The sequence below is a fragment of the Actinomadura sp. NPDC048955 genome, from assembly GCF_040649435.1.
Classification (GTDB): Bacteria; Actinomycetota; Actinomycetes; order Streptosporangiales; family Streptosporangiaceae; genus Spirillospora; species Spirillospora luteofluorescens.
The window spans coordinates 347,629-370,435 of sequence record NZ_JBEZJI010000001.1; the positions used below are offsets into that span (position 1 = coordinate 347,629).

The 22,807-nt window shown below is 72.3% G+C and carries 20 protein-coding genes; 14 read left to right on the forward strand and 6 right to left on the reverse strand.

The window, feature by feature from the left end; translation table 11 throughout:
• The first annotated feature begins 14 nt into the window (after positions 1-14).
• Both der and AB0C84_RS01660 read left to right on the forward strand, forming a co-directional pair.
• Complete coding sequence (der, locus tag AB0C84_RS01655) at positions 15-1,400, forward strand: ribosome biogenesis GTPase Der (protein ID WP_179842673.1); 1,386 nt, start codon at positions 15-17, stop codon at positions 1,398-1,400.
• A 174-nt stretch (positions 1,401-1,574) separates the two neighbouring features.
• Positions 1,575-1,778: a hypothetical protein gene (locus AB0C84_RS01660; protein ID WP_179842672.1), complete on the forward strand. Its 204-nt coding sequence runs from the start codon at positions 1,575-1,577 to the stop codon at positions 1,776-1,778.
• Here the strand turns inward: AB0C84_RS01660 and AB0C84_RS01665 are convergent.
• Positions 1,775-2,377 carry a hypothetical protein gene (locus AB0C84_RS01665; RefSeq protein ID WP_361060110.1) on the reverse strand — a complete coding sequence of 201 codons (603 nt, stop codon included), beginning with the start codon at positions 2,375-2,377 and terminating at the stop codon, positions 1,775-1,777. The two genes, AB0C84_RS01660 and AB0C84_RS01665, sit on opposite strands and share 4 nt — an antisense overlap.
• Before the next feature lie 92 nt (positions 2,378-2,469).
• On the opposite strand from AB0C84_RS01665, the gene AB0C84_RS01670 reads away from it, so the two are divergent.
• Complete coding sequence (locus tag AB0C84_RS01670; RefSeq protein ID WP_361060112.1) at positions 2,470-3,600, forward strand: nucleoside 2-deoxyribosyltransferase domain-containing protein; 1,131 nt, start codon at positions 2,470-2,472, stop codon at positions 3,598-3,600.
• Position 3,601: 1 nt separating this feature from the next.
• Here AB0C84_RS01670 and AB0C84_RS01675 read toward each other — a convergent pair whose 3' ends face one another.
• Entirely contained in the window at positions 3,602-4,576 is a 975-nt protein-coding gene (locus AB0C84_RS01675; RefSeq protein ID WP_258939103.1) for an alpha/beta hydrolase, read from the reverse strand.
• A gap of 171 nt (positions 4,577-4,747) precedes the next feature.
• On the opposite strand from AB0C84_RS01675, the gene AB0C84_RS01680 reads away from it, so the two are divergent.
• The 7 genes from AB0C84_RS01680 (at position 4,748) to soxR (ending at position 11,159) form a co-directional block, all read left to right on the forward strand.
• A complete protein-coding gene (locus AB0C84_RS01680; protein WP_179842668.1) occupies positions 4,748-5,155 on the forward strand; it encodes a helix-turn-helix domain-containing protein in 408 nt (135 codons plus the stop codon).
• A gap of 9 nt (positions 5,156-5,164) precedes the next feature.
• Entirely contained in the window at positions 5,165-5,938 is a 774-nt protein-coding gene (modA, locus tag AB0C84_RS01685) for a molybdate ABC transporter substrate-binding protein (RefSeq protein ID WP_361060115.1), read from the forward strand.
• Positions 5,935-6,768: a molybdate ABC transporter permease subunit gene (gene modB / locus AB0C84_RS01690; protein WP_258939105.1), complete on the forward strand. Its 834-nt coding sequence runs from the start codon at positions 5,935-5,937 to the stop codon at positions 6,766-6,768. The genes modA and modB overlap by 4 nt, the downstream gene beginning before the upstream one ends.
• Entirely contained in the window at positions 6,765-7,817 is a 1,053-nt protein-coding gene (locus tag AB0C84_RS01695) for an ABC transporter ATP-binding protein (RefSeq protein WP_361060117.1), read from the forward strand. The genes modB and AB0C84_RS01695 overlap by 4 nt, the downstream gene beginning before the upstream one ends.
• A 179-nt stretch (positions 7,818-7,996) precedes the next feature.
• Positions 7,997-9,814 carry a phosphoenolpyruvate carboxykinase (GTP) gene (locus AB0C84_RS01700; RefSeq protein WP_179842664.1) on the forward strand — a complete coding sequence of 606 codons (1,818 nt, stop codon included), beginning with the start codon at positions 7,997-7,999 and terminating at the stop codon, positions 9,812-9,814.
• A 135-nt stretch (positions 9,815-9,949) separates the two neighbouring features.
• Positions 9,950-10,543: an HdeD family acid-resistance protein gene (locus tag AB0C84_RS01705; protein WP_361060120.1), complete on the forward strand. Its 594-nt coding sequence runs from the start codon at positions 9,950-9,952 to the stop codon at positions 10,541-10,543.
• Between the two features lie 61 nt (positions 10,544-10,604).
• The gene (gene soxR / locus AB0C84_RS01710) at positions 10,605-11,159 is read left to right on the forward strand and encodes a redox-sensitive transcriptional activator SoxR (protein ID WP_179842662.1); all 555 of its coding nucleotides are present in this window, start codon (positions 10,605-10,607) and stop codon (positions 11,157-11,159) included.
• A 21-nt stretch (positions 11,160-11,180) separates the two neighbouring features.
• Here the strand turns inward: soxR and AB0C84_RS01715 are convergent, their stop codons facing one another.
• Positions 11,181-13,577, reverse strand: a complete 2,397-nt coding sequence (locus AB0C84_RS01715; RefSeq protein ID WP_179842661.1) for a glycoside hydrolase family 65 protein — start codon at positions 13,575-13,577, stop codon at positions 11,181-11,183.
• Positions 13,574-14,323, reverse strand: coding sequence for a beta-phosphoglucomutase family hydrolase (locus tag AB0C84_RS01720; RefSeq protein WP_338742613.1), 750 nt, complete (start codon positions 14,321-14,323; stop codon positions 13,574-13,576). The genes AB0C84_RS01715 and AB0C84_RS01720 overlap by 4 nt, the downstream gene beginning before the upstream one ends.
• Positions 14,324-14,479: 156 nt before the next feature.
• Between AB0C84_RS01720 and gndA the strand changes: the two genes are divergently transcribed.
• From gndA to AB0C84_RS01740, 4 genes are all read left to right on the forward strand, one after another.
• Positions 14,480-15,904 carry an NADP-dependent phosphogluconate dehydrogenase gene (gene gndA / locus AB0C84_RS01725; RefSeq protein ID WP_361060123.1) on the forward strand — a complete coding sequence of 475 codons (1,425 nt, stop codon included), beginning with the start codon at positions 14,480-14,482 and terminating at the stop codon, positions 15,902-15,904.
• Between the two features lie 73 nt (positions 15,905-15,977).
• Entirely contained in the window at positions 15,978-16,574 is a 597-nt protein-coding gene (locus AB0C84_RS01730) for an HD domain-containing protein (protein ID WP_361060124.1), read from the forward strand.
• Positions 16,575-16,627: 53 nt separating this feature from the next.
• Positions 16,628-19,135: a DUF3516 domain-containing protein gene (locus tag AB0C84_RS01735; RefSeq protein WP_361060126.1), complete on the forward strand. Its 2,508-nt coding sequence runs from the start codon at positions 16,628-16,630 to the stop codon at positions 19,133-19,135.
• 10 nt (positions 19,136-19,145) lie between these two features.
• The gene (locus AB0C84_RS01740; RefSeq protein ID WP_361060128.1) at positions 19,146-19,946 is read left to right on the forward strand and encodes a carbon-nitrogen hydrolase family protein; all 801 of its coding nucleotides are present in this window, start codon (positions 19,146-19,148) and stop codon (positions 19,944-19,946) included.
• A gap of 206 nt (positions 19,947-20,152) precedes the next feature.
• On the opposite strand, the gene AB0C84_RS01745 is transcribed toward AB0C84_RS01740, so the two are convergent.
• Both AB0C84_RS01745 and AB0C84_RS01750 read right to left on the reverse strand, forming a co-directional pair.
• On the reverse strand, positions 20,153-21,667 hold the full coding sequence (locus tag AB0C84_RS01745; protein ID WP_361060130.1) for a CoA-acylating methylmalonate-semialdehyde dehydrogenase: 1,515 nt from the start codon (positions 21,665-21,667) through the stop codon (positions 20,153-20,155).
• A gap of 64 nt (positions 21,668-21,731) precedes the next feature.
• Positions 21,732-22,688 (reverse strand): ornithine cyclodeaminase family protein, encoded by a 957-nt coding sequence (locus AB0C84_RS01750; protein WP_361060132.1) that lies wholly within the window; start codon positions 22,686-22,688, stop codon positions 21,732-21,734.
• Positions 22,689-22,807: the final 119 nt, after the last annotated feature.

The following is a 22,807-nucleotide window of genomic DNA, read 5'->3' on the forward strand; positions in this document are numbered from 1 at the left end:
CGGGGAATGTGACAGTGAGCGATTTCGAGATCGAAACGGTGGACGTCGTCGAGGACGTCGACCAGGACGCGGGCCCGGCGCCGGTCGTGGCCGTGGTGGGGCGGCCGAACGTCGGCAAGTCCACCCTGGTCAACCGGATCCTCGGCCGCCGCGAGGCCGTCGTGGAGGACGTCCCGGGCGTGACCCGCGACCGGGTCGCCTACGACGCGTCGTGGAGCGGGCGCCGGTTCACCGTCGTCGACACGGGCGGCTGGCTGCCGGACTCCTCCGGCCTGGCCGCGGCGATCGCCGAGCAGGCCCGGCTGGCGGTCGACCTGGCCGACGTGGTGATGTTCGTGGTGGACGCGACCGTGGGCGCCACGGACGTGGACGAGGCCGTGGTGGAGATCCTGCGCCGGTCCGGCAAGCCGGTGGTGCTGGTCGCCAACAAGGTCGACGGCGTGAGCGCCGAGTCCGACGCGGCGCTGCTGTGGTCGCTCGGGATCGGCGAGCCGCACCCGGTCAGCGCCCTGCACGGGCGCGGCAGCGGTGACCTGCTCGACGCGGTGCTCGACGCGCTGCCCGAGGAGCCTCCGGCGGAGACGTTCGGCGAGTCCGGCGGGCCGCGCCGGGTCGCGCTGCTGGGGCGGCCGAACGTCGGCAAGTCGAGCCTGCTGAACAAGCTGGCGGGGGAGACCCGCGCCGTCGTCGACTCGGTGGCGGGCACCACCCGCGACCCGGTCGACGAGCTTATCGAGCTGGGCGGCAAGACGTGGCGGTTCATCGACACCGCCGGCATCCGGCGCCGGCACCGCGAGAACCAGGGGGCCGACTTCTACGCGACGCTGCGCACGCGGTCGGCGCTGGAGCGCGCCGAGGTCGCGGTCGTGCTGGTGGACGCCGACCAGCCGCTCGCCGAGCAGGACCTGCGGATCATCTCCATGGTGATCGAGTCGGGCCGGTCGCTGGTCATCGCCTACAACAAGTGGGACCTGCTCGACGAGGAGCGCCGCCACTACCTCGAACGCGAGATCGACCGGCAGCTGCACACCGCGCGGTGGGCGCCGCGGGCGAACATCTCGGCCCGCACGGGCCGGCACATGGAGAAGCTGGTGCCGGCCATCGAGACGGCGCTGGAGGGCTGGGGCACCCGCGTCCCGACGTCCAAGCTGAACCAGTTCTTCGCCGACCTGGTGAACTCGCATCCGCACCCGGTGCGGGGCGGCAAGCAGCCGCGCGTGCTGTTCGCGACCCAGGCGGGGGTGCGGCCGCCGCGGTTCGTGCTGTTCACGTCGGGCTTCCTTGAGGAGGGCTACCGGCGGTTCATCGAGCGGCGGCTGCGGGAGGAGTTCGGGTTCGACGGGACGCCCCTCGACATCACGATGAAGATCCGCGAGAAGCGCGGCAAGGGCAAGAAGTAGCGGAAATGTCACGCGGCGGCCCGCCGGAGATCTTCCCCGGCGGGCCGCCTCCGTGGCAGGATGCATCTGCGAGACGGGTAAGTCTTCCATTACTCGCTGATCTCGCGACGGACGCGTTCGCGACGTCCGGGCGGCCGGGTCCCCCGGCGCCGGGACGCGGTCGAGGGGTGTGACGTGAAGCTCTTGCTGCTCATCGCCGTCGCCGTCGCCTGCGTGGCGCTCAGTTTCGCATGGCGGGAGCCGTGGATCGGCGGTGTCGGGCTGCTGGTCGCCTTCGTCGCCATGTTCACCGACCGCGACGACGTGCGCCTCGACGACGAGCGCGGCAGCTACGAGACCACCAAGTCGGTCCGCGACATGCGGCGCAGGGACCGCTAGCGTTCCCAGCGTGTGTCACCGGCGACGTGCTGGTCGCCGGTCGGCGGCGGGTCCTGGCCGCGCTGGTTCTCCCGCGCGTAGCGCCCGTAGACGAGCGGCTGCGTGGTGTTCGACCCGGGGGGTTCGGGTTCGTTCAGCCGCTGTTCGCGGACGCCGACCACCGCGAACCTGCCGAGCGCCAGCGCGGCGAGGAACACGATCACGACGCCGAGGCCGGTGAAGCCGGCGAGCTGCTCGGCGACGTGCCGGCCGTCGCCCGCGCCGAGCGGCGCGCCGATGCCCTGCACGTTCCACAGCGTGGCGAGGATCGGCCCGACGGCGAACCAGGCGCCGGCGAGCGCGGCCAGCCAGCCGCCGAACATCCCGACGGCGCGGTTGGCGCTGAACAGCAGGATCAGGCCGCCGAGGACGGCGGCGGCACCGGGGGCGATGCTGAGCTGCAGGCGGTCGGTGGTGTAGACCCAGGTGTCGTCCGGTGCGAATCCAAAGTGGAAGTAGGGGCCGACGAGGGGCAGCAGCGCGCCCCAGAGCCCCAGAAGGATCAACAGGATTCCGCTGAGGACGCCTCGGGTGCGCGGAACTCGCATGGTCCCAGCCATGATCGATTCCTCCTGACCGGGAGTGTGATTCTGTTATCAGCAGCGTTTACCCGTTAGTAGGCGGTCCACACGACCGGGAAGGGAGCCGCCGCATGGACGACGGCGTGATCCTCGTCCATGCGAGGGAGGAGCCGCCGGACCGCTGGGACGCGGCCGTGTTCCTGGCCGGCCCGACGCCCCGGACGCCCGGGGTGGCCTCGTGGCGGCCGGACGCCCACGCCGAACTGCGGGCCCGCTGGCGCGGCGGCGGGCGGCTCGTGGTGTTCGATCCCGAGCACCGGGAGGACCGCTACGACGACTACGACGGCCAGGTCGAATGGGAGGAGCGCTGCCTGCATCTGGCCGACGAGGTCGTCTTCTGGGTCCCGCGCGACCTCGCGACCATGCCCGCCTTCACCACGAACGTGGAGTGGGGGATGTGGCACGACAGCGGCCGGGTGGTGTTCGGCGCGCCTCCGGAGGCGCCGAAGAACGGCTACCTGCTGCACTACGCGGACAAGTCCGCGGTGCCGACGGCCGCCGGCTTGCCGGAGACGGTCGCGGCGGCGCTGCGCCGGATCGGCGCCGGCGCGCCCCGGGCCGCCGGGGAGCGCGAGGTCCCGCTGCTGCTGTGGCGGGACGCGGCGTTCCAGCGCTGGTACGCGGGGCAGCGGGACGCGGGCAACGTGCTGCTCGGGGCGCGGGTGGTGTTCCGCTTCGGGGTGTGCTGGGGGCTGCACGTCCGGGTCCGCGTGACCGCGGAGGACCGGGTCAAGGACAACGAGATCGTCATCGGGCGGCCGGACATCTCGGCCGTCGTGCTGTACCGGCCCGGCGCGACGCTGGACGCGACGCAGGTCGTGCTCGTCCGGGAGTTCCGGAGCGCGGGCGCGGACGGGGCCGTCCACGAGCTGCCGGGAGGCTCCGGGCCGGGCGGCCCGGCCGAGGTGGCGCTCGCGGAGGTCGCCGAGGAGACCGGGCTGGTGCTGGAGCCCGCCCGGCTGCGCGGGCACCGCTCCCGCCAGGTGAACGCGACCCTGTCGGCGCACCGCGCGCACCTGTTCTCCGCCGAGGTCACCGCCCGAGAGCTCGATCGGATCCGGGGGTCGGGCCCGCACGGTGTGGCGGCGGCCGGCGAGCGCACCTACGTCGTGGTGGCCCCGTTCGGGCGGATCAGGCGGGAGGGGCTCGTGGACGCCGCCAACCTCGGGATGATCGCGGAGGTGCTGCTGGAGACGCGCTGACTCAGCCGTCCAGGGCGTCGCGGACGAACGCGCCGAGCGCGGCGACCGCCGCGCGCGACTCGGGCAGGTACGGCCCGAACATCTGGAACACGTGCAACTGCCGGTCCCACACCTGGAGCGTGACCGGCACCCCGGCCTCGGCGAGCCGCCGCGCCATCAGCTCGGAGTCGCAGTAGAGCAGTTCGGTGGATCCGGCGGTGAGCAGGACGGGCGGCAGTCCCGCGAGGTCGGCGCGGACGGGTGAGATCGCGGGGTCGGCGAGGTCGAGGTGGCCGAGGAACCCCTCGACGAGGCGTTCCAGCAGCGCGCCGGGGCCGGAGGGGTCGAGGCCCATGTTGGCGTGCGCGAGCTTGCTCGTCAGGTCCATGTCGAGCATGGGGGACAGGGCCGCGAGCGCCGCCGGCATGGGCAGCCCCTCCTCGCGGGCGCGCAGCGCCGTGGCGAACGTGAGGTGCCCGCCCGCCGAGTCCCCCATGATCACGACGCGTCCGGGGTCGATCCCCCGCTCCTCCAGCAGCCACCGGTAGGCGGTGACGCAGTCCTCGACCTCCCGCTCGAACGGGACCGCCGGGATCATCCGGTAGTCCACCGACAGCGCGGTGGCGCCGGACGCGGCGGCGAACGAGGCGATCATCCGGCGGTGCGTGTTGAGGCCGCAGGAGATCCAGCCGCCGCCGTGCAGGTAGAGGATCGCCCGGTCGCGGGGCGGGGCGGCGCCCGGCGCCGACACCCACTCGGCGCCGAAGCCGTCGAAGCGGACCTTCTCCACGCTGATGCGCCGCGGCGTCCCGGCCCGTGCCGCCAGCCGGTCGAGGAGGGCGGCGCGGCGCAGCGCCCGGTCGTCGAACGGCCGGCCCGCGAGCCGGGCGAGGCCGGGGCGGACCAGCCGCCGGACGCCCGCCGAGACCGCGCGGGAGCGCAGGCTCGCCGTCCCGTGCCGTTCTATCACCAGGGTCGCGGGGCCTTGCGCCGTCACGGGTCCTCCTCGCGGTCGGGGGATGTAAGTAGATGGTGACATCCGCGGCGATCGACGGGGAAGGGGGCCTTCCCCTTTCGCGGTTGCGAGGGCATGGGTGCGGTAGATATCGCTGTATCAAGGATGATGCCGCTCTTCCCCTTGCATATGCGGTTGTCTAGGCTTTGCCGGGTGACGACGTTCAGGATCAGCGAGGCCGCCGCGCTTCTCGGCGTCAGCGCCGACACCGTCCGCCGGTGGGTGGACGGCGGCAGGCTCCCGGCGTCCCGGGACGAGCACGGCCACCGGCGGGTGCCGGGCGCGGAGCTGGCCGCCTTCGTGCGGGACCAGGCGCGCGGCAACGGCTCGTCCGACCAGGCCGAACGCTTCTCCTCGGCGCGCAACCGGATGCGGGGGATCGTCACCGAGGTCCTCCGGGACGGGGTGATGGCGCAGGTCGAGATCCAGGCGGGGCCGTTCCGCGTCGTGTCGCTGATGAGCCGCGAGGCGGCCGACGACCTCGGCCTGGAGCCGGGCGTGGTCGCCGATGCCGTCGTCAAGTCCACGAACGTCGTCGTCGAAGTGCCGGACCAGGGCTGAGGAGGCAACGTGGTCAAGCGAACCGCGGCGGTGGCGGCGCTGTCGCTCGCCGTCCTGGCGGGCTGCGGCGACGCCGGCGACTCCTCCGGTTCGGGAGAGCCGGGCGGCGGCAAGACCCTGACGGTGTTCGCGGCGGCCTCGCTCACCGAGGCCTTCACCGAGCTCGGCAGGACGTTCGAGGGCGCGCATCCCGGCGTGAAGGTCAGGTTCCAGTTCGGCGGCAGTTCGACGCTGGCGCAGCAGATCACGCAGGGCGCCCCGGCGGACGTGTTCGCGGCCGCGAGCCTTGCCACGATGAAGACGGTGACCGACGCCGGGGACGCGTCGGGGCGGCCGCAGGTCTTCACCCGCAACCGCCTGGTCATCGCCGTCCCGAAGGGGGACCCGGGCAGGGTCGCGAAGGTGGGCGACCTCGGCCGGCGGGGGTTGAAGGTCGTGCTGTGCGCGGTGCAGGTGCCGTGCGGCGCCGCGGCCGAGACGGCTCTGGCCGCCGCCGGGGTTCAGGTCGAGCCGGTGTCGCGGGAGAAGGACGTCAAGGCCGTCCTGACGAAGGTGGGCCTGGGGGAGGCCGACGCGGGGCTCGTCTACCGCACCGACGTGAAGGCGGCCGGCGGCGAGGTCACGGGCATCGAGTTCCCGGAGGCCGCGAAGGCGATCAACGACTACCCGATCGTGGAGGTCGCCAAGGCGCCGCAGGGCGCGCTCGCCGGGGAGTTCATCCGGCTGGTGGTCGGTGAGCAGGGCAGGGCGGTGCTGAGCCGGGCGGGCTTCGAGGGGCCGTGACGCGACCGCGGAGGGCGTCCCGGGAGGCGCGGGAGGCGGACCGGCTGCCGGGCCGGCCGCCGTGGGTGCTGCTCGCGCCCGCGCTGCTCGGGCTCGGCTTCCTGGTGCTGCCGCTGCTCGGCCTGCTCGTCAGGGCGCCGTGGTCGACGCTCGGCACCCGCCTCCTGCAGGCGCAGGTCCTGGAGGCGCTCCGGCTCTCGCTGCTCACCGCCACCCTCGCCACCGGCCTGTGCCTGCTGCTCGGCGTCCCCCTCGCCTGGACGCTCGCCCGGGTCCGGTTCCCCGCCGCCCGGCTCGTCCGTGCCCTGGTGACCGTTCCGCTGGTGCTGCCGCCGGTGGTCGGCGGCGTCGCGCTGCTGCTGGTGCTCGGACGGCGCGGGCTGGTCGGCGGCTGGCTGGACCGCGCCTTCGGCCTCACGTTCCCGTTCACCACCGCCGGCGTCGTGCTCGCCGAGGCGTTCGTCGCGATGCCGTTCCTGGTGATCAGCGTGGAGGGCGCGCTGCGCGCCGCCGACCTGCGCTACGAGGAGGCCGCCGCCACCCTCGGCGCCGGCCGTTGGACGATCTTCCGGCGGGTCACGCTGCCGCTGGTCGCGCCGGGCGTCGCGGCCGGGTCGATCCTGTGCTGGGCGCGGGCGCTCGGCGAGTTCGGGGCGACGATCACCTTCGCGGGCAACTTCCCCGGCCGGACGCAGACGATGCCGCTCGCGGTGTACCTGGCGCTGGAGACCGACCCGCAGGCGGCGATCGTGCTCAGCCTCGTCCTGCTCGCCGTCTCGGTCGCCGTCCTCGCCGTGCTCCGGGACCGCTGGGTGGGCGGCGCGCGATGAGCGGACCCCGGGGGCTGGACGCGCGGCTCGTCGTCCGCCGCGCCGCGTTCGACCTCGATCTCGCGCTCACCGCCGGGCCGGGCGAGGTCGTGGCGCTGCTCGGCCCGAACGGGGCGGGCAAGAGCACCGCGCTGCGCGCCCTGGCCGGGCTCGTGCCGATGGCGGGCGGGCACCTGCGGGTGGACGGCGCCGACCTGCGCGCGCTGCCGCCCGACCGCCGCGGCATCGGCATGGTGTTCCAGGACTACCTGCTGTTCCCGCACCTGACGGCGCTCGACAACGTCGCGTTCGGGCCGCGCTGCCGGGGCGCCGGGCGCCGCGCCGCCCGGCGCATCGCCGCGGGCTGGCTGGAGCGGATGGGGCTCGCCGAGCACGCGTCCGCGCGCCCGCGGGCCCTGTCCGGCGGGCAGGCGCAGCGGGTGGCCCTCGCCCGCGCGCTGGCCGTCGATCCGGGCCTGCTGCTGCTGGACGAGCCGCTCGCGGCGCTGGACGCGCACACCCGGATGGAGATCAGGGCCGCGCTGCGCCGCCACCTCGCCGGGTTCGAGGGCGCCGCCGTGCTCGTCACGCACGACCCGCTGGACGCCATGGTGCTCGCCGACCGCCTCGTCGTCGTCGAGGGCGGCCGGCTCGTCCAGCAGGGGACCCCGGCCGACGTCGCGCGCCGCCCGCGGACCGACTACGTCGCGCGACTGGTCGGGCTGAACCTGTACCGGGGCAGGGCCGAGGCGGGGACGGTCGCCCTGGGGGGCGGTGCCGCAACCCTCGACACTGTCGACTCACTCGAAGGCGAGGTGTTCCTCGCCTTCGCGCCATCCTCGGTGGCGCTGTACCGGACGCGTCCCGACGGCAGCCCGCGCAACCTCTGGCGCACGCGCGTCGGCGCGATCGAACGGCAGGGGGACCGTGTCCGGGTCCGGCTGTCGGGGCCGCCTTTCGACGCCGTAGCGGACGTCACTCAGGCGGCGGTCGCGGAGCTCCAATTGTCGGAGGGCAGCCCCGTCTGGGCGGCCGTGAAGGCCACCGAGACCCACGTTTACCCAGCTTGAGCGCTCTCGTGCCGTCCGGCGGGTGCGGGTGGGCGGTCGGTTCCCCCATCCAGTGATATCCCTCACAGAACCGGGCATCATGCCCCAAAAGCGGACGGGATTGGTCCAGACCAAATGGCAAAAACGACGGGTCTTGTTCATCATGCAAACATCCTGCGAACAGCTGAAGGAGAACGCCCGTGTCCAACCAGGTCCCCGGCCTCGACCAGGCCCCTACCGGCCACACCGAACTGATTGAGTGGGTGCGCGGGATCGCCGAGCTGACCGGGCCCGACCGGGTCGAGTGGTGTGACGGCTCGCAGGAGGAGTGGGAGCGGCTCACCGGCCTCCTCGTCGAGCAGGGCACCCTGACGCGGCTGGACCCGGCCAAACGGCCCAACAGCTTCCACGCGGCCTCCGATCCCACCGACGTCGCCCGCGTCGAGGACCGGACGTTCATCTGCTCCGAGAAGCAGGAGGACGCCGGTCCCACCAACAACTGGGTCGCGCCCGGCGAGATGCGGGAGACCCTGGGCGGCCTCTTCGCGGGCTGCATGAAGGGCCGCACCATGTACGTGGTGCCGTTCTGCATGGGCCCCCTCGGCGGCACCATCTCGCAGCTGGGCGTGGAGATCACCGACTCCGCCTATGTCGCCGTGTCCATGCGGATCATGACGCGGATGGGCGAGGGCGCGCTGCGCCTCATCGAGGAGCGCGGGTCGTTCGTCAGGGCCGTCCACTCCGTCGGCGCCCCCCTGGAGCCTGGCCAGGAGGACGTCAGGTGGCCGTGCAACTCGACCAAGTACATCACCCACTTCCCCGAGACCCGGGAGATCTGGTCCTACGGGTCCGGGTACGGCGGCAACGCGCTGCTCGGCAAGAAGTGCTACGCGCTGCGCATCGCCTCGACGATGGCCCGCGACGAGGGCTGGATGGCCGAGCACATGCTCGTGCTGAAGCTGACGCCGCCCACCGGTGAGACCCGCTACGTCGCCGCCGCGTTCCCCTCGGCGTGCGGGAAGACCAACCTCGCCATGCTGGAGCCGACCATCCCCGGGTGGAAGGTCGAGACGATCGGCGACGACATCGCCTGGATGCGCTTCGGCGACGACGGCCGCCTGTACGCCATCAACCCCGAGGCCGGGTTCTTCGGCGTCGCGCCCGGCACCGGCGAGAGCACCAACGCCAACGCGGTCAGGACGCTGTGGGGCAACAGCATCTTCACGAACGTGGCCCTCACCGACGACGGCGACGTGTGGTGGGAGGGACTCACCGACGAGCCGCCCGCGCACCTGACCGACTGGAAGGGCAACGACTGGACGCCGGACTCCACGAGCCCGGCGGCCCACCCGAACGCCCGCTTCACCACCCCGGCCGGGCAGTGCCCGATCATCGCCGACGAGTGGGAGGACCCGAAGGGCGTCCCGATCTCGGCGATCCTGTTCGGCGGCCGCCGCGCCTCCGCCGTCCCGCTCGTCACCGAGTCGTTCGACTGGCAGCAGGGCGTGTTCCTCGGCGCCAACGTCGCGTCCGAGAAGACCGCCGCCGCCGAGGGCGCCGTCGGCGAGCTGCGCCGCGACCCGTTCGCCATGCTGCCGTTCTGCGGCTACAACATGGGCGACTACTTCGGCCACTGGCTGGAGATCGGCAAGGCCACGGACCCGGAGAAGCTCCCGCGGATCTACTACGTCAACTGGTTCCGCAAGAACGCCGACGGCAGGTTCATCTGGCCCGGCTTCGGCGAGAACAGCCGCGTCCTGAAGTGGATCGTCGAGCGCCTCAACGGCAAGGCCGACGCGGTCAAGTCCCCGATCGGGCACCTGCCGACCCGGGAGGCGCTCGACACCGAGGGCCTCGACATCGACGACGCCGACCTGGGGACGCTGCTGTCGGTCGACACCGAGGTGTGGAAGCAGGAGGCCGCCCTCGTGCCGGAGTTCTTCGAGCGGTTCGGTGACCACACGCCGAAGGCGCTGTGGGACGAGTACCACGACCTGGTGCGCCGCCTGGAGCACTGACGCGCGGGCGGAGCCGGCCACCGGCCGGACCCGTGGGCCGGTCGCGAACTTTGCGAAGTTCGCGACCGGCCTTTGCGTTCCCCGCAGGCGCCGGCGGTCAACACTGGAGGAGTTCCCCGTCCCCGGGAGGCCGGAATGTTCGACCTGATGACCCGCCACTGGTGGGTGCTCGCGCTGCGCGGCACGTTCGCGGTCATTTTCGGCATCGTCGCCTGGGTGTGGCCGGGCATCACCGTCTGGGCGCTGGTGGTGCTGTTCGGCGCCTACGCCCTGGTGGACGGCGTGTTCGCGGTCGCGCAGGCGATCCGCGGAACCTCCGGCGGCCCGCGCGGCCTGCTCGCCCTGTCGGGGGCCGCCGGGATCGCACTCGGCATCGCGGCGCTGGTGTGGCCCGGCATCACCGCGTTCGTCCTGCTGATGCTGATCGCCGCCTGGGCGGTCGCCACCGGCGTCCTGGAGATCGGGGTCGCGCTCGCGATGCGCAAGGAGCTGAAGGGCGAGTGGGCGTACGTGCTCACCGGTGCCGTCTCGCTGATCTTCGGGATCATGCTGTTCGCGTGGCCCGTCTCCGGCGCGATCGCCATCGTCTGGCTGATCGGCCTGCTGGCCGTCCTGGCCGGCGCCGCCATGATCGGCGCGGCGTTCCGGCTGCGCCGGCTCGGCCACGCGGCCGAGCGCCCCGGCGGGACGAGCCCCGCCGCCCACTACCGGCCCGGCCCCCGCTACTGACCGGGGCCCGGCCGCCCGGCCCGACCTCAAGCGCGGTTGAGGAACGCATAGGATCCGGTGCATGACGCGGCTGGAGCACCGGGTGCACGAACTGACCGTCGGGCAGCTCGCCGAGCGGAGCGGCGTGGCCGTCTCGGCGCTGCACTTCTACGAGTCCAAGGGACTGATCAGCAGCCGGCGCACGGCGGGCAACCAGCGGCGGTTCAGCCGGGACACGCTCCGCCGGGTCTCGTTCATCAAGGTCTCGCAGCGCGTCGGGATCCCGCTCGGCGACATCCGCGACGCGCTCGCCACCCTCCCCGAGGAGCGCACCCCCACGGTGGCCGACTGGGCGCGCCTCTCCGAGAGGTGGCGCGGCGAGCTCGACGCGCGCATCCGGCAGCTCGAACGGCTGCGCGACGACCTCACCGACTGCATCGGCTGCGGCTGCCTGTCGATCAGCAGGTGCGCGCTCGCCAACCCCTACGACCGGCTCGGGGACGAGGGACCGGGACCGCGCCGGCTGCTCGTGCCGGCCGGCCCCGGAGACCCCGCGTCCCGCCCGGCGGACGGGACGCGGGCCTCCGAGGCGGACGGCTGCGCGCGGGTCTGCGCTCCGGAGAGCGGCCCCGCCTAGCGGCCCCGCTCAGCGACCCGCCTAGCGGCGGCGGGGGTCGCGGCCGTGCGGGTCGATGCGCCGCGGCGCGGGCTCCCGGCCCGCCGGCTGTGTCACCGCCGGCCGCACCGGGATCTGCTCGATCGGCAGCTCGACGGGCTCGTCGGCGAGGGTGAACCGCTCGCCGTGGTGCCACAGGGTGAGGCCCCGGCCGTCCAGCAGCTCGTAGCGGGCCGCCTCACCGGTCACGCTGACCTTGATCCGGTTGCCCCGGTACCGCATCCGGAACGCCAGCCGGCTGATCCCGCCGGGCAGCCGCGGCGCGAACCGCAGCGTGCCCTTGCCCGCCCGCATCCCGCCGAACCCGGCGACGAGCCCGCTCCACGCCCCCGCCATCGAGGCGATGTGCAGCCCGTCGCGGGTGTTGTGGTTCAGGTCGTGCAGGTCCATCAGGGCGGTCTCGCCGAGGTAGTCGTGCGCCAGCTCCAGCTGGCCGACCTCGGCGGCGACGACCGCCTGCGTCTGCGCCGACAGCGACGAGTCGCGGACGGTCAGGCCCTCGTAGTAGGCGAAGTCGCGTTCCTTCTGCTCGTCGGTGAACGCGTCGCCGCACAGGTGCAGGGCGAGCACCAGGTCCGCCTGTTTGACCACCTGCTTGCGGTAGAGGTCGAAGTAGGGGTAGTTCAGCAGCAGCGGATAGTGGTCGGGTTTGGTGGCGGAGAAGTCCCAGCGGGCGTGGTTGGTGAAGCTCTCGCTCTGCGGGTGGACGCCGAGCCGCTCGTCGTAGGGGATGAGCATCGCCGCCGCCGCGTCCCGCCACGACGCCGCCTCCTCGGCGTTCACGCCGAGCCGGTCGGCCACGTCCGGGTGGCGCATCGCCGTCTCGGCGGCCTCCTGGAGGTTCCGGCGCGCCATCAGGTTGGTGTAGACGTTGTTGTCCACCACCGCGCTGTACTCGTCGGGGCCGGTGACGCCGTCGATGCGGAACACCCCGCCCACGTCGTGGTGGCCGAGGCTCCGCCACAGCCGGGCCGTCTGGACCAGGATGTCCAGGCCGATCTCCCGCTCGAACTGCTCGTCCTGCGTGGCGTCCACGTACCGGACGACCGCGTCGGAGATGTCGGCGTTGATGTGGAACGCCGCGGTGCCGGCGGGCCAGTAGCCCGAGCACTCGTGCCCGCGGATCGTCCGCCACGGGAACGTCGCACCCTCCAGGCCGAGCTGGTTGGCACGGTCCCGGGCCAGGGGCAGCGTCATGTGCCGCCAGCCGAGGGCGTCCGCCGCGGCGCCGGGGGAAGTGTAGGTGAGGACCGGCAGCACGAACGTCTCGGTGTCCCAGAACGTGTGCCCGTCGTAGCCCGGTCCCGTCAGCCCCTTGGCCGGGATCATGCGGCGCTCCGCGCGGGCGCCCGCCTGCAGGACGTGGAACAGCCCGAACCTGACCGCCTGCTGGATCTCGGCGTCGCCGTCGACCTCGACGTCCGCGCCCTCCCAGAAGTCGTCGAGGTACTCGCGCTGCTCGTCCAGCAGGCCCTGCCAGCCGGTCTGCCGCGCGCCCGCCAGCGCCCCGACCACCTGGTCGTGCAGCGCGGGGCGCGACCGCCGGCTCGACCAGCCGTAGGAGATGTACTTGACGATGCGCAGCCGCTGCCCCGGCTCCAGCCGCGTCGCGACCGTCAGCCGCCCCACGTCCTTGGAGCTCTCGGTGTCGATCGCCATCGACTCCGGGCCCTCGATGTCGTGCGACATCCCGGCGGCCATCCGCAGGCCGCTCTGCCGCGTCCGGTGCAGCAGCAGCACCTTGGTGCCGTTGGCGACGTGCTCCTCGCCGACGAGCGGGCTGCTCAGGATCGCCGAGGCGCGCGGGTCCTTGCCGCCGCCGGGCAGCGCCTCGTTGGCCACCAGCTCCGACTGGGCGACCACCCGGACCGCCTCGTCCACCGGCTCGACCTCGTAGCAGATCGCCGCGACGGCCCGCTGGGTCAGCGACACCATCCGGACCGAGGTGACCTTGATCCTGCGGTCGGCCGGGGACGTCCACTCCACGTGCCGGGTGAGCGTCCCCGCGCGCATGTCGAGGATCCGCTCGTGGTGGTGCAGGCGGCCGTAGCGCACGTCGAGCGGCTCGTCGTCGACGAGCAGCCGGATCACCTTGCCGTTGGTGACGTTGATGACCGTCTGGCCCATCTCGGGGTAGCCGTAGGCGGTCTCGGCGTGCGGCAGGGGACGCTGCTCGTAGAAGGAGTTCAGGTAGGTGCCGGGAAGCCCGTGCGGTTCGCCCTCGTCGAGGTTGCCGCGCATGCCGACGTGCCCGTTGGAGAGGGAGAACACCGACTCGGTCTGGGCCAGCCGGTCGAGCCGCAGCTCCGGCTCCCGCACGCACCACGGCTCGACGGAGAACACCGGCCGGTCGGCGCCCTGGCTCTCGTGCTCGCTCACGGCCCCTCCAGCAGCTCGGACAGGTCGTCGACCACGATGTCGGCGCCGTGCTCGGCGAGCGCCTTCGCGTGCTCGTCGCCGACCCGGTTGACGCCGACGACGTAGGCGAACTTCCCGGCGCGCCCCGCCTGGACGCCGGCGAGCGCGTCCTCGAAGACGACCGCCTTGCCGGCGGGGACGCCCAGCTCCTCGGCCCCCGCGAGGAAGGTGTCGGGAGCGGGCTTGCCGGGCAGGTCGCGCTCCGCCGCGACGACGCCGTCCACGCGCGCGTCGAACAGGTCGGTGATGCCGGCGGTCCGCAGGACCTGGACGGTGTTGGCGCTGGAGGAGACCACGGCGGTCTTCAGCCCGGCCTCGCGCGCCTTGCGGACGTAGTCGATCGACCCGTCGAAGGTCTCGACGCCCTTCTCCTGGATGATCTTCAGGACGAGGGAGTTCTTGCGGTTCCCGAGGCCCCGGATGGTCTCCTTCTCGGGCGGGTCGTCCGGATCTCCCTCGGGCAGGGAGATGCCGCGCGACTCCAGGAACGAGCGCGTCCCGTCCTCGCGTCTCTTGCCGTCGACGTAACGGCCGTAGTCGCGCACGGGGTCGAACTCGGTGAACGGCTCACCGGTCCGCTCCGCCCGTTCGCGCAGGTAGCCGTCGAACATCTCCTTCCACGCCGCCGCGTGAACGGCCGCGGTCCGGGTCAGCACGCCGTCGAGATCGAAGAGACACGCGGCCGCCTCGTCCGGCAGTCCCAGCATCGCACCCCCAGGTAGATGGCACCATCGATAGTGATCCTCAAAGCGCGACCCGTTCCCGCGACGAGCGCGGGTATGCGGGCCCGGGCGCTCGAACGGGGGGATCATGAGCCGCGTACAACCCCTTGGTCAGGGTCGCACACGAGGAGGAGTCAGCCAATGCAGAAGGCGCGAATCGGTGTCACCGGACTGGCGGTGATGGGGCGCAACCTGGCCCGCAACCTGGCCCGGCACGGGCACCCCGTGGCCGTGCACAACCGCACGTCCGCCAGGACGAAGGCCCTGGTGGAGGAATTCGGCGGCGAGGGAACGTTCCTGCCCGCGGAAACGCCGGAGCGGTTCGTGGAGTCCCTGGAGCGGCCCCGGCGGCTGGTCGTCATGGTGAAGGCGGGCGGCCCGACCGACGCGGTCATCGACGAGTTCGCCCCGCTGCTGGAGCCCGGTGACATGATCGTCGACGGCGGCAACGCCAACTTCGCCGACACCCGCCGCCGCGAGGCCGCACTGCGCGAGCGCGGGATCCACTTCGTCGGCACCGGCATCTCCGGCGGCGAGGAGGGCGCGCTGCACGGCCCGAGCATCATGCCGGGCGGCTCCGCGGAGTCCTACGAGGCGCTCGGCCCGCTGCTGGAGGACATCTCCGCCAAGGTCGACGGGACGCCCTGCTGCGTGCACGTCGGCCCCGACGGCGCCGGGCACTTCGTGAAAATGGTGCACAACGGCATCGAGTACGCCGACATGCAGCTGATCGCGGAGTCCTACGACCTGCTGCGGCACGCCGCCGGGCTCGCGCCGGCCGAGATCGCCGAGGTGTTCCGCACCTGGAACACCGGCCGCCTGGAGTCCTACCTGATCGAGATCACCGCCGAGGTCCTCGCACACACCGACGCCTCGACGGGCCGGCCGTTCGTGGACGTCGTCCTGGACCAGGCCGAGCAGAAGGGCACCGGCCGCTGGACCGTGCAGACGGCCCTCGACCTCGGCGTCCCCGTCGGCGGCATCGCCGAGGCCGTGTTCGCCCGGTCCGTCTCCGGCCACGCCGCGCTGCGCGAGGCCGCGCGGGGCCTGCCCGGGCCGTCCCGCACGGCCGTCGCGGACTCCGGCTTCGCCGACGCCGTGGAGAAGGCCCTGTACGCCTCCAAGATCGTGGCGTACGCGCAGGGGTTCCACGAGATCCAGGCGGGCAGCGCCGAGTACGGCTGGAACATCGACCTCGGGGCGATGGCCACCATCTGGCGGGGCGGCTGCATCATCCGGGCCCGCTTCCTGGACCGCATCCGCGCCGCCTACGAGGCCGACCCGGAGACCCCGACGCTGCTGACCGACGACCACTTCGCCGAGGCCGTGGGCGACGCCCAGGACGCCTGGCGCGAGGTGGTCGCCACCGCCGCGCGTCTCGGCGTTCCCGCGCCCGGCTTCTCCACCGCGCTGGCCTACTACGACTCCCTGCGCGCCGACCGCCTGCCGGCCGCGCTCACGCAGGGGCAGCGCGACTTCTTCGGCGCCCACACCTACCGCCGCACCGACCGCGACGGCTCCTTCCACACCCTCTGGGGCGGCGACCGCACCGAAGTAGGCGCCTGACGGCCGGGCCCTATGCCCGCAGCTCGGTCCGTCCCTGACGGGCCGAGCGGGCGCGCCGGTCTAAGGTCGTGGGGTGGAGATACCTGGGGTCGACGAGATCCGGGCCCTGCACGAGCGGTACGCGCCGGGGGCCGAGGCGTTCGAGGCCGTGTGGACGCACTGCGTCATCGTGTCCGAGATCGCCGAGCGCATCATGGACGCGGCGGGGCTCGCGGTCGACGCCGATCTCGTGCGGGCCGGGTGCCTGCTGCACGACCTCGGCGTCTACCGGCTCTACGGCCCGTCCGGGACGATCGACTACAGCGGCTACGTCCGGCACGGGGTGCTCGGTCACGAGATCCTCCGGGAGGAGGGGTTCCCGGAGGAGATCTGCCGCTTCTGCTCGTGCCACACCGGGGTCGGGCTGACCCGCGCCGACATCGCGCGGCAGCGGCTTCCCGTCCCGGCCGGCGACTACGTGGCCGTGACCGGCGAGGAGCGGCTCGTGATGTACGCCGACAAGTTCCACAGCAAGACCGATCCGCCGACCTTCGTGTCCGCCGCCACCTACGCCGGCCGCGTCCGGCGGTTCGGGGAGGAGAAGGTCCCCGTCTTCGAGGCGATGCGGGAGTCCTTCGGAGAGCCCGACCTCCGGCCCCTCATGGACAGGTACGGCCACGGGCTGGTCTAGACGCGGAGCGGCGTCCGGCGCGGGCAGTGGGTGATCGGGGGCAGGATGGAGGGGTGAGCCTTATCGATGAGCTTCCCTCCGGAAACGACACCGACGCCGACTCTCTGTTCGAGGCGTTCGAACGGTGGGTGTCGGGGCGCGGGATCACGCTGTACCCCGCCCAGGAGGAGGCGCTCATCGAGGTGGTCTCCGGCGCGAACGTGATCCTGTCGACGCCGACCGGGTCGGGCAAGAGCCTGGTGGCGGCGGGGGCGCTGTTCGCGGGGCTCGGCCGGGACCAGGTCGGCTTCTACACGGCGCCGATCAAGGCGCTGGTGTCGGAGAAGTTCTTCGACCTGTGCGAGATGTTCGGGCGCGACAACGTCGGGATGATGACCGGCGACGCCAGCGTGAACGCGGACGCGCCGATCATCTGCTGCACGGCGGAGGTGCTGGCGAACATCGCCCTCAGGGACGGCAAGGACGCCGACATCGGCGTGGTCGTGATGGACGAGTTCCACTTCTACGCCGAGCCCGAGCGGGGCTGGGCGTGGCAGATACCGCTGCTGGAACTGCCGCAGACCCAGTTCCTGCTCATGTCGGCCACCCTCGGGGACGTCGCGTTCTTCCAGAAGGACCTGACGCGGCGGACAGGGCGGCCGACCGCCCTGGTGACGTCGGCGGAGCGGCCCGTGCCCCTCATCTACGACTACCGGGTGACGCCGCTGCACGAGACGATCGAGGAGCTGCTGGCCGAGCAGAAGGCGCCGATCTACCTGGTGCACTTCACGCAGGCGGCGGCGATCGAGCGGGCGCAGGCGCTGATGAGCATCAACGTGTGCACCAAGGCGGAGAAGGCGCGGATCGCCGAGCTGATCGGCAACTTCCGGTTCACCACGAAGTTCGGGCGCAACCTGTCGCGGTTCGTCCGGCACGGCATCGGGGTCCACCACGCCGGGATGCTGCCCAAGTACCGGCGGCTGGTGGAGCGGCTCGCGCAGGCCGGGCTGCTGAAGGTCATCTGCGGGACCGACACCCTGGGGGTCGGGGTGAACGTCCCCATCAGGACGGTCGTGTTCACCGCGCTCAGCAAGTACGACGGGCACCGGGTGCGGCGGCTCAGGGCGCGGGAGTTCCACCAGATCGCCGGGCGGGCGGGGCGGGCCGGCTTCGACACGGTCGGGTTCGTCGTCGCGCAGGCGCCCGAGCACGTGGTGGAGAACGAGAAGGCGCTGGCCAAGGCCGGCGACGACCCGAAGAAGCGGCGGAAGGTCCAGCGCAAGAAGCCGCCGGAGGGGTTCGTCGGCTGGGACGAGGACGTCTTCAAGAAGCTGCAGGAGGCCGAGCCGGAGATGCTCCGGTCCCGGTTCCAGGTCAGCCACGCGATGCTGCTGTCGGTGATCGCGCGGCCGGGCAACGCGTTCCAGGCCATGAAGCGGCTGCTGACCGACAACCACGAGGAGCCCGCGGCGCGGCGCAGGCACATCTCCCGCGCCATCGCGATCTACCGGTCGCTGCTCGCGGGCGGCATCGTCGAGGTGCTGCCGGAGCCGGACGACGCCGGCCGGTACGCGCGCATCACCGTCGACCTCCAGGAGGACTTCGCGCTCAACCAGGCGCTGTCGACGTTCGCGCTCGCGGCCTTCGAGATCCTCGACCCGGCGTCGCCGTCGTACGCGCTGGACGTGCTGTCGGTGATCGAGGCGACGCTGGAGGACCCGCGGCAGATCCTGGCCGCGCAGGTCAACCGGGCGCGGGGCGAGGCCGTCCAGGAGATGAAGGCCGAGGGCATCGAGTACGAGGAGCGGATGGAGCTGCTCCAGGACGTCGACCACCCGAAGCCCCTGGAGGACGTGCTCGGCGCCGCCTACGAGGTGTACCGCGCGGGGCACCCCTGGGTCGGCGACCATCCGCTGCGCCCGAAGTCGGTCGTGCGCGACATGTACGAGCGGGCGATGACGTTCACCGAGTACATCGGGTACTACGAGCTGGCGCGGGGCGAGGGGCTCGTCCTGCGGTACCTGTCGGGGGCCTACAAGGCGCTGCAGCAGACCGTCCCGGAGTCGATCAAGACCGACGACCTCATCGACCTGATCGAGTGGCTGGGCGAGCTGGTCCGGCAGGTCGACTCCAGCCTGCTGGACGAGTGGGAGCAGCTCGCCAACCCCGCCGCCGAGGACCTGGACGAGCCGATCGAGGAGCGCGTCACCAAGGTCACCGCGAACGCGCGGGCGTTCCGGGTGCTGGTGCGCAACGCGATGTTCCGCCGGGTGGAGCTGGCGGCGCTGGAGCGCTACGGCGAGCTGGGCGGGCTGGACCCCGAATTCGGCGCCGACGCGTGGGCGGAGGCGATGGACCGCTACTTCGAGGAGCACGACGAGCTGCTCACCGGGGCCGACGCGCGGGGGCCGAAGCTGCTGCAGATCGAGGAGGTCCCGCAGGACGCGCTGTGGCGCGTCCGGCAGGTGTTCGACGACCCCGAGGGGCATCACGACTGGGGCGTCAGCGCCGAGGTCGACCTCGCGGGTTCCGACCAGGAGGGCGAGGCCGTCGTCCGGGTGACCGGCGTCGACCGGATGTAGGAGGCGGCGTATGGTGCGGGTCGCGGTGGCGCAGTTCGCGCCCGGAACCGACAAGGACGAGAACCTGGCGGCGATCGGCGGGCTGGTCGCCGAGGCGGCCGGGCAGGGCGCGCGGGTCGTGGTGCTGCCCGAGTTCGCGATGTTCACCGCGCCGAAGCTGGACCGGCGGTTCGTCGACTCGGCCGAGGCCCTCGACGGCCCGTTCGTGGCGGGGCTCGGCGGCCTGGCCCGGCGCCACGGCGTCCACGTCGTCGCGGGCGTGAACGAGCGGCTGGACGATCCCGGCCGCATCTCCAACACCCTCGTCGCCGTCGCCCCCGCCGGGGACGTCGTCGCCGAGTACCGCAAGATCCACCTGTACGACGCGTTCGGGTACGAGGAGTCGGCGCTGGTGCGCCCCGGCGAGATCGGCGAGCCGCGCACCTTCGCCGTCGACGGCGTCACGTTCGGCATGCAGACCTGCTACGACGTCCGGTTCCCGGAGGTGACGCGGCGGATCGTGGACGCCGGCGCCGACGTCCTGGCGCTGCCCGCCGAATGGGTGCCGGGGCCGCTCAAGGAGGACCACTGGCGGACGCTGGTGCGGGCCCGCGCGATCGAGAACACCATCTACGTGGCGGCCGCCGACCAGTGCGCCCCGACCGGCGCCGGAAACAGCATGGTCGTCGACCCGATGGGCGTCGTCGTGGCGGCGCTGGGGGAGGGGACCGGGGTCGTGTCCGGGGACGTCTCGCCCGAGCGGGTCAAGGCCGTCCGCGCGAAGAACCCGGCGCTCGACCTGCGCCGCTTCACCGTCACCGAAGCCGGCTAGGCCGACAGCGTGACAGCTGGTCTCCGTCCGCCGGACGGAGACCAGCCATACACCCGGTGGCCCGCTGGGCGGCGCCGAGCGCATCGGTCGGCCTGAGGCACCGTTTGGCCCGGCAGCCTTGGCCCGGCAGCCTTGGCCCGGCAGCCCAGGATCGGCAGCCCAGGATCGGCAGCACTGCGTTTCGGCGCACCGAAGCTTGGGCGGTGTCAGGCATTCTGCGGGAACCCTAGTTCGAGCCCGCCTCCTGAGCGGACGGCCGGGTCGATCCAGCGGGAGGTGACGACCTTGGCGCGGGTGAAGAAGTGGACCCCCTCGGTGCCGTGGGCGTGGGTGTCGCCGAACAGCGAGCGCTTCCAGCCGCCGAAGGAGTAGTAGGCGACCGGTACCGGAATGGGAATGTTGACCCCGATCATGCCGACGTGGACGTCGTTCGCGAAGCGGCGGGCGGCGCCGCCGTCGTTGGTGAAGATCGCGGCGCCGTTTCCGTACTGGTTGGCGTTGATGAGCGCGACGGCCTCGTCGTAGGAGGAGACTCGCACGACGCACAGGACCGGCCCGAAGATCTCCTCACGGTAGATCTCCATATCGGGCGTGACGTGGTCGAACAAGGTCGGGCCGAGCCAGAAGCCGCCCTCCTCGCCATCGGCTTGGACATCGCGGCCGTCGATGACCGGTTCGGCGCCGGCCCTCTCGCCCGAGGTCACGAAGCCCGCGACCCTGTCGCGGTGGGCCTTGGTGACGAGGGGGCCCATGTCGATCGCGTTGGCGCTGTCACGGCGACCGTCGCCGATGCGCAGCGTCCGGATGCGCTCGGCGATCTGGACGACGAGCTCGTCGGCGATCGGCTCAAGGGCGACCAGCACGCTGATCGCCATGCAACGCTCGCCGGCGCTGCCGTACCCGGCGTTGACCGCCGCGTCGGCGGCGAGGCCGAGGTCGGCGCCGGGCAGCACGACCATGTGGTTCTTCGCGCCGCCGAGGGCCTGCACTCGCTTTCCGCGCCGACTGGCCTCCTCGTAGACGTATTGTGCGACCGGAGTGGAGCCGACGAAGCTGATCGCGGCGACGTCGGGGCTGCGCAGCAGTCCGTCGACGGCGGTCTTACCGCCTTGGAGCACGTTGAAGACACCGTCGGGGAGCCCGGCCTCCCGCCAGAGGTCGGCGATCCAGAGCGCGGCGGAGGGGTCCTTCTCGCTGGGCTTGAGGACAACGGTGTTGCCCGCGGCGATCGCGATGGGGAAGAACCACATCGGGACCATGGCGGGAAAGTTGAACGGGCTGATGATGCCGACCACACCGAGCGGGGCGCGTGTGGAGTGCACGTCGACGCCCGTGGAGGCGTTCTCGGAGTGACCGCCCCTGAGCAGGTGAGCGATGCCGCAGGCGAACTCGACGACCTCCTGGCCGCGGGAGATCTCGCCGAGCGCGTCGGAGAACACCTTGCCGTGCTCGGCGGTGATCAGCGCCGCGAGCTCGCTCTTGCGGCTGTTGAGCAGCTCGCGGAACGAGAACAGGATCTGGGTGCGGCGGGCCAGGGAGACGCCCGCCCAGGTCGTGAAGGCCTTCTTGGCCGCGTCGACGACGAACTGGACGTCGGTTTCGCTGGCAAGCGCGACGCGTCCGGTGACGCGTCCGGTGGCGGGGTTGGTGACATCGCCCCACAGTTCCGGGGTCCCGGTGAACTCGGTGCCGCCGGCCCAGTGCGTGATCTCTTTGGTCATCGTGCATCTCCTTGCTACTGGCGGTTGCGGTCGTCCTCGTCGGGCCGCGGTGACGGTGCCGCGCTCAGCGGTCGTGCGGCCGTCGCATGGAGGCTTCCAGGACCGTGTTCGCGATGATCAGGTCCTCCCACGACATCCCGGAACTCTTGAACAGCACCGGGCGGCCCGCCTCGAGCCCACGTGATCCGTCCACGACGTCGCGCATGGCGACGAGCCGATCGGCAGTGATCACGCCATCGGCGACGGCCATGACGATGTCACCCGACTCACGGGTGGCCGTCTCCACGTCCTCGACCACGACCTGCGCACGACCGACGAACGCGGAGTCGATCTCACGAGCGTCCGGCTGGTGTGAGCCGACGGCGATCACGACGCAGTCGTCCTTGACCTGGTTCGAGTCGAAGCAGGGCGTGGACGCGCTCGTCGCGCAGACGATGAGATCCGCTTCGGCGACGGCTCCGTGATGAGCTCCGGCCCGGATCACCGGCGCGGCCCCGACCGTGCTCCGGTCCACGCGGTCCGGGTTCCGAACCACGTAGGTCACGTGTGCCACCGCCTCCGGACCGAGAAGCGACCGAAGCGCGTCGACGTGCGCCCGCCCCTGCGGTCCGGCTCCGAACAGCAGGATCCGGGGCGCGTGACCCAGACGCGAGACGGCGGACCGAACCGCCGCGAAGGACACGGCCGGTGTGCGCAGTGTGGTCAACGCGGTCCCGTCGAGCAGGGCTCGGGGGGTGAGGGTCGCCGCGTCGAACAACACGTAGAGGGCCTGGATTCGCGGTAGCCCGCGGCGAGGGTTGCCGGGGGCGACGGACGCTATCTTGACGCCGGCGCTGTCGCCGGCCTCTGACGGCATCAGCAGGAACTGGCCGTGTCTCAGGCCGGTGGCCGTCCGGACCAGGTCGTCCTTCGGATCGAGCCCTGACCGGAGAGCGTCTTCGATCGCGGTGACCGCCATGGCCGGCGTCGTTGAGGCGTGGATGTCGGCGGCGGTGAAGTAGGGAATGTCGGCGGCACTCATCTCGGCGCCGGATTCCGGGCCGGTCGCCCGCCGGCGGAGTACTCGTACACCATCATGTCTCGTTTCCTTATCTGGACGGTCGAAAGCCGCCGAACCCGCAGGCGGGCGGCCCGGCCGCC

Bases quoted from the DNA above. Each gene is read 5' to 3' on its own strand.
- AB0C84_RS01705 (WP_361060120.1), top strand. From the start codon at position 9,950: ATGTTCGACCTGATGACCCGCCACTGGTGGGTGCTCGCGCTGCGCGGC.
- AB0C84_RS01670 (WP_361060112.1), top strand. From the start codon at position 2,470: ATGGACGACGGCGTGATCCTCGTCCATGCGAGGGAGGAGCCGCCGGAC.
- AB0C84_RS01750 (WP_361060132.1), bottom strand. From the start codon at position 22,688: ATGAGTGCCGCCGACATTCCCTACTTCACCGCCGCCGACATCCACGCC.
- AB0C84_RS01740 (WP_361060128.1), top strand. From the start codon at position 19,146: ATGGTGCGGGTCGCGGTGGCGCAGTTCGCGCCCGGAACCGACAAGGAC.
- AB0C84_RS01665 (WP_361060110.1), bottom strand. From the start codon at position 2,377: ATGGCTGGGACCATGCGAGTTCCGCGCACCCGAGGCGTCCTCAGCGGA.
- AB0C84_RS01745 (WP_361060130.1), bottom strand. From the start codon at position 21,667: ATGACCAAAGAGATCACGCACTGGGCCGGCGGCACCGAGTTCACCGGG.
- AB0C84_RS01720 (WP_338742613.1), bottom strand. From the start codon at position 14,323: ATGCTGGGACTGCCGGACGAGGCGGCCGCGTGTCTCTTCGATCTCGAC.
- gndA (WP_361060123.1), top strand. From the start codon at position 14,480: ATGCAGAAGGCGCGAATCGGTGTCACCGGACTGGCGGTGATGGGGCGC.
- soxR (WP_179842662.1), top strand. From the start codon at position 10,605: ATGACGCGGCTGGAGCACCGGGTGCACGAACTGACCGTCGGGCAGCTC.
- AB0C84_RS01695 (WP_361060117.1), top strand. From the start codon at position 6,765: ATGAGCGGACCCCGGGGGCTGGACGCGCGGCTCGTCGTCCGCCGCGCC.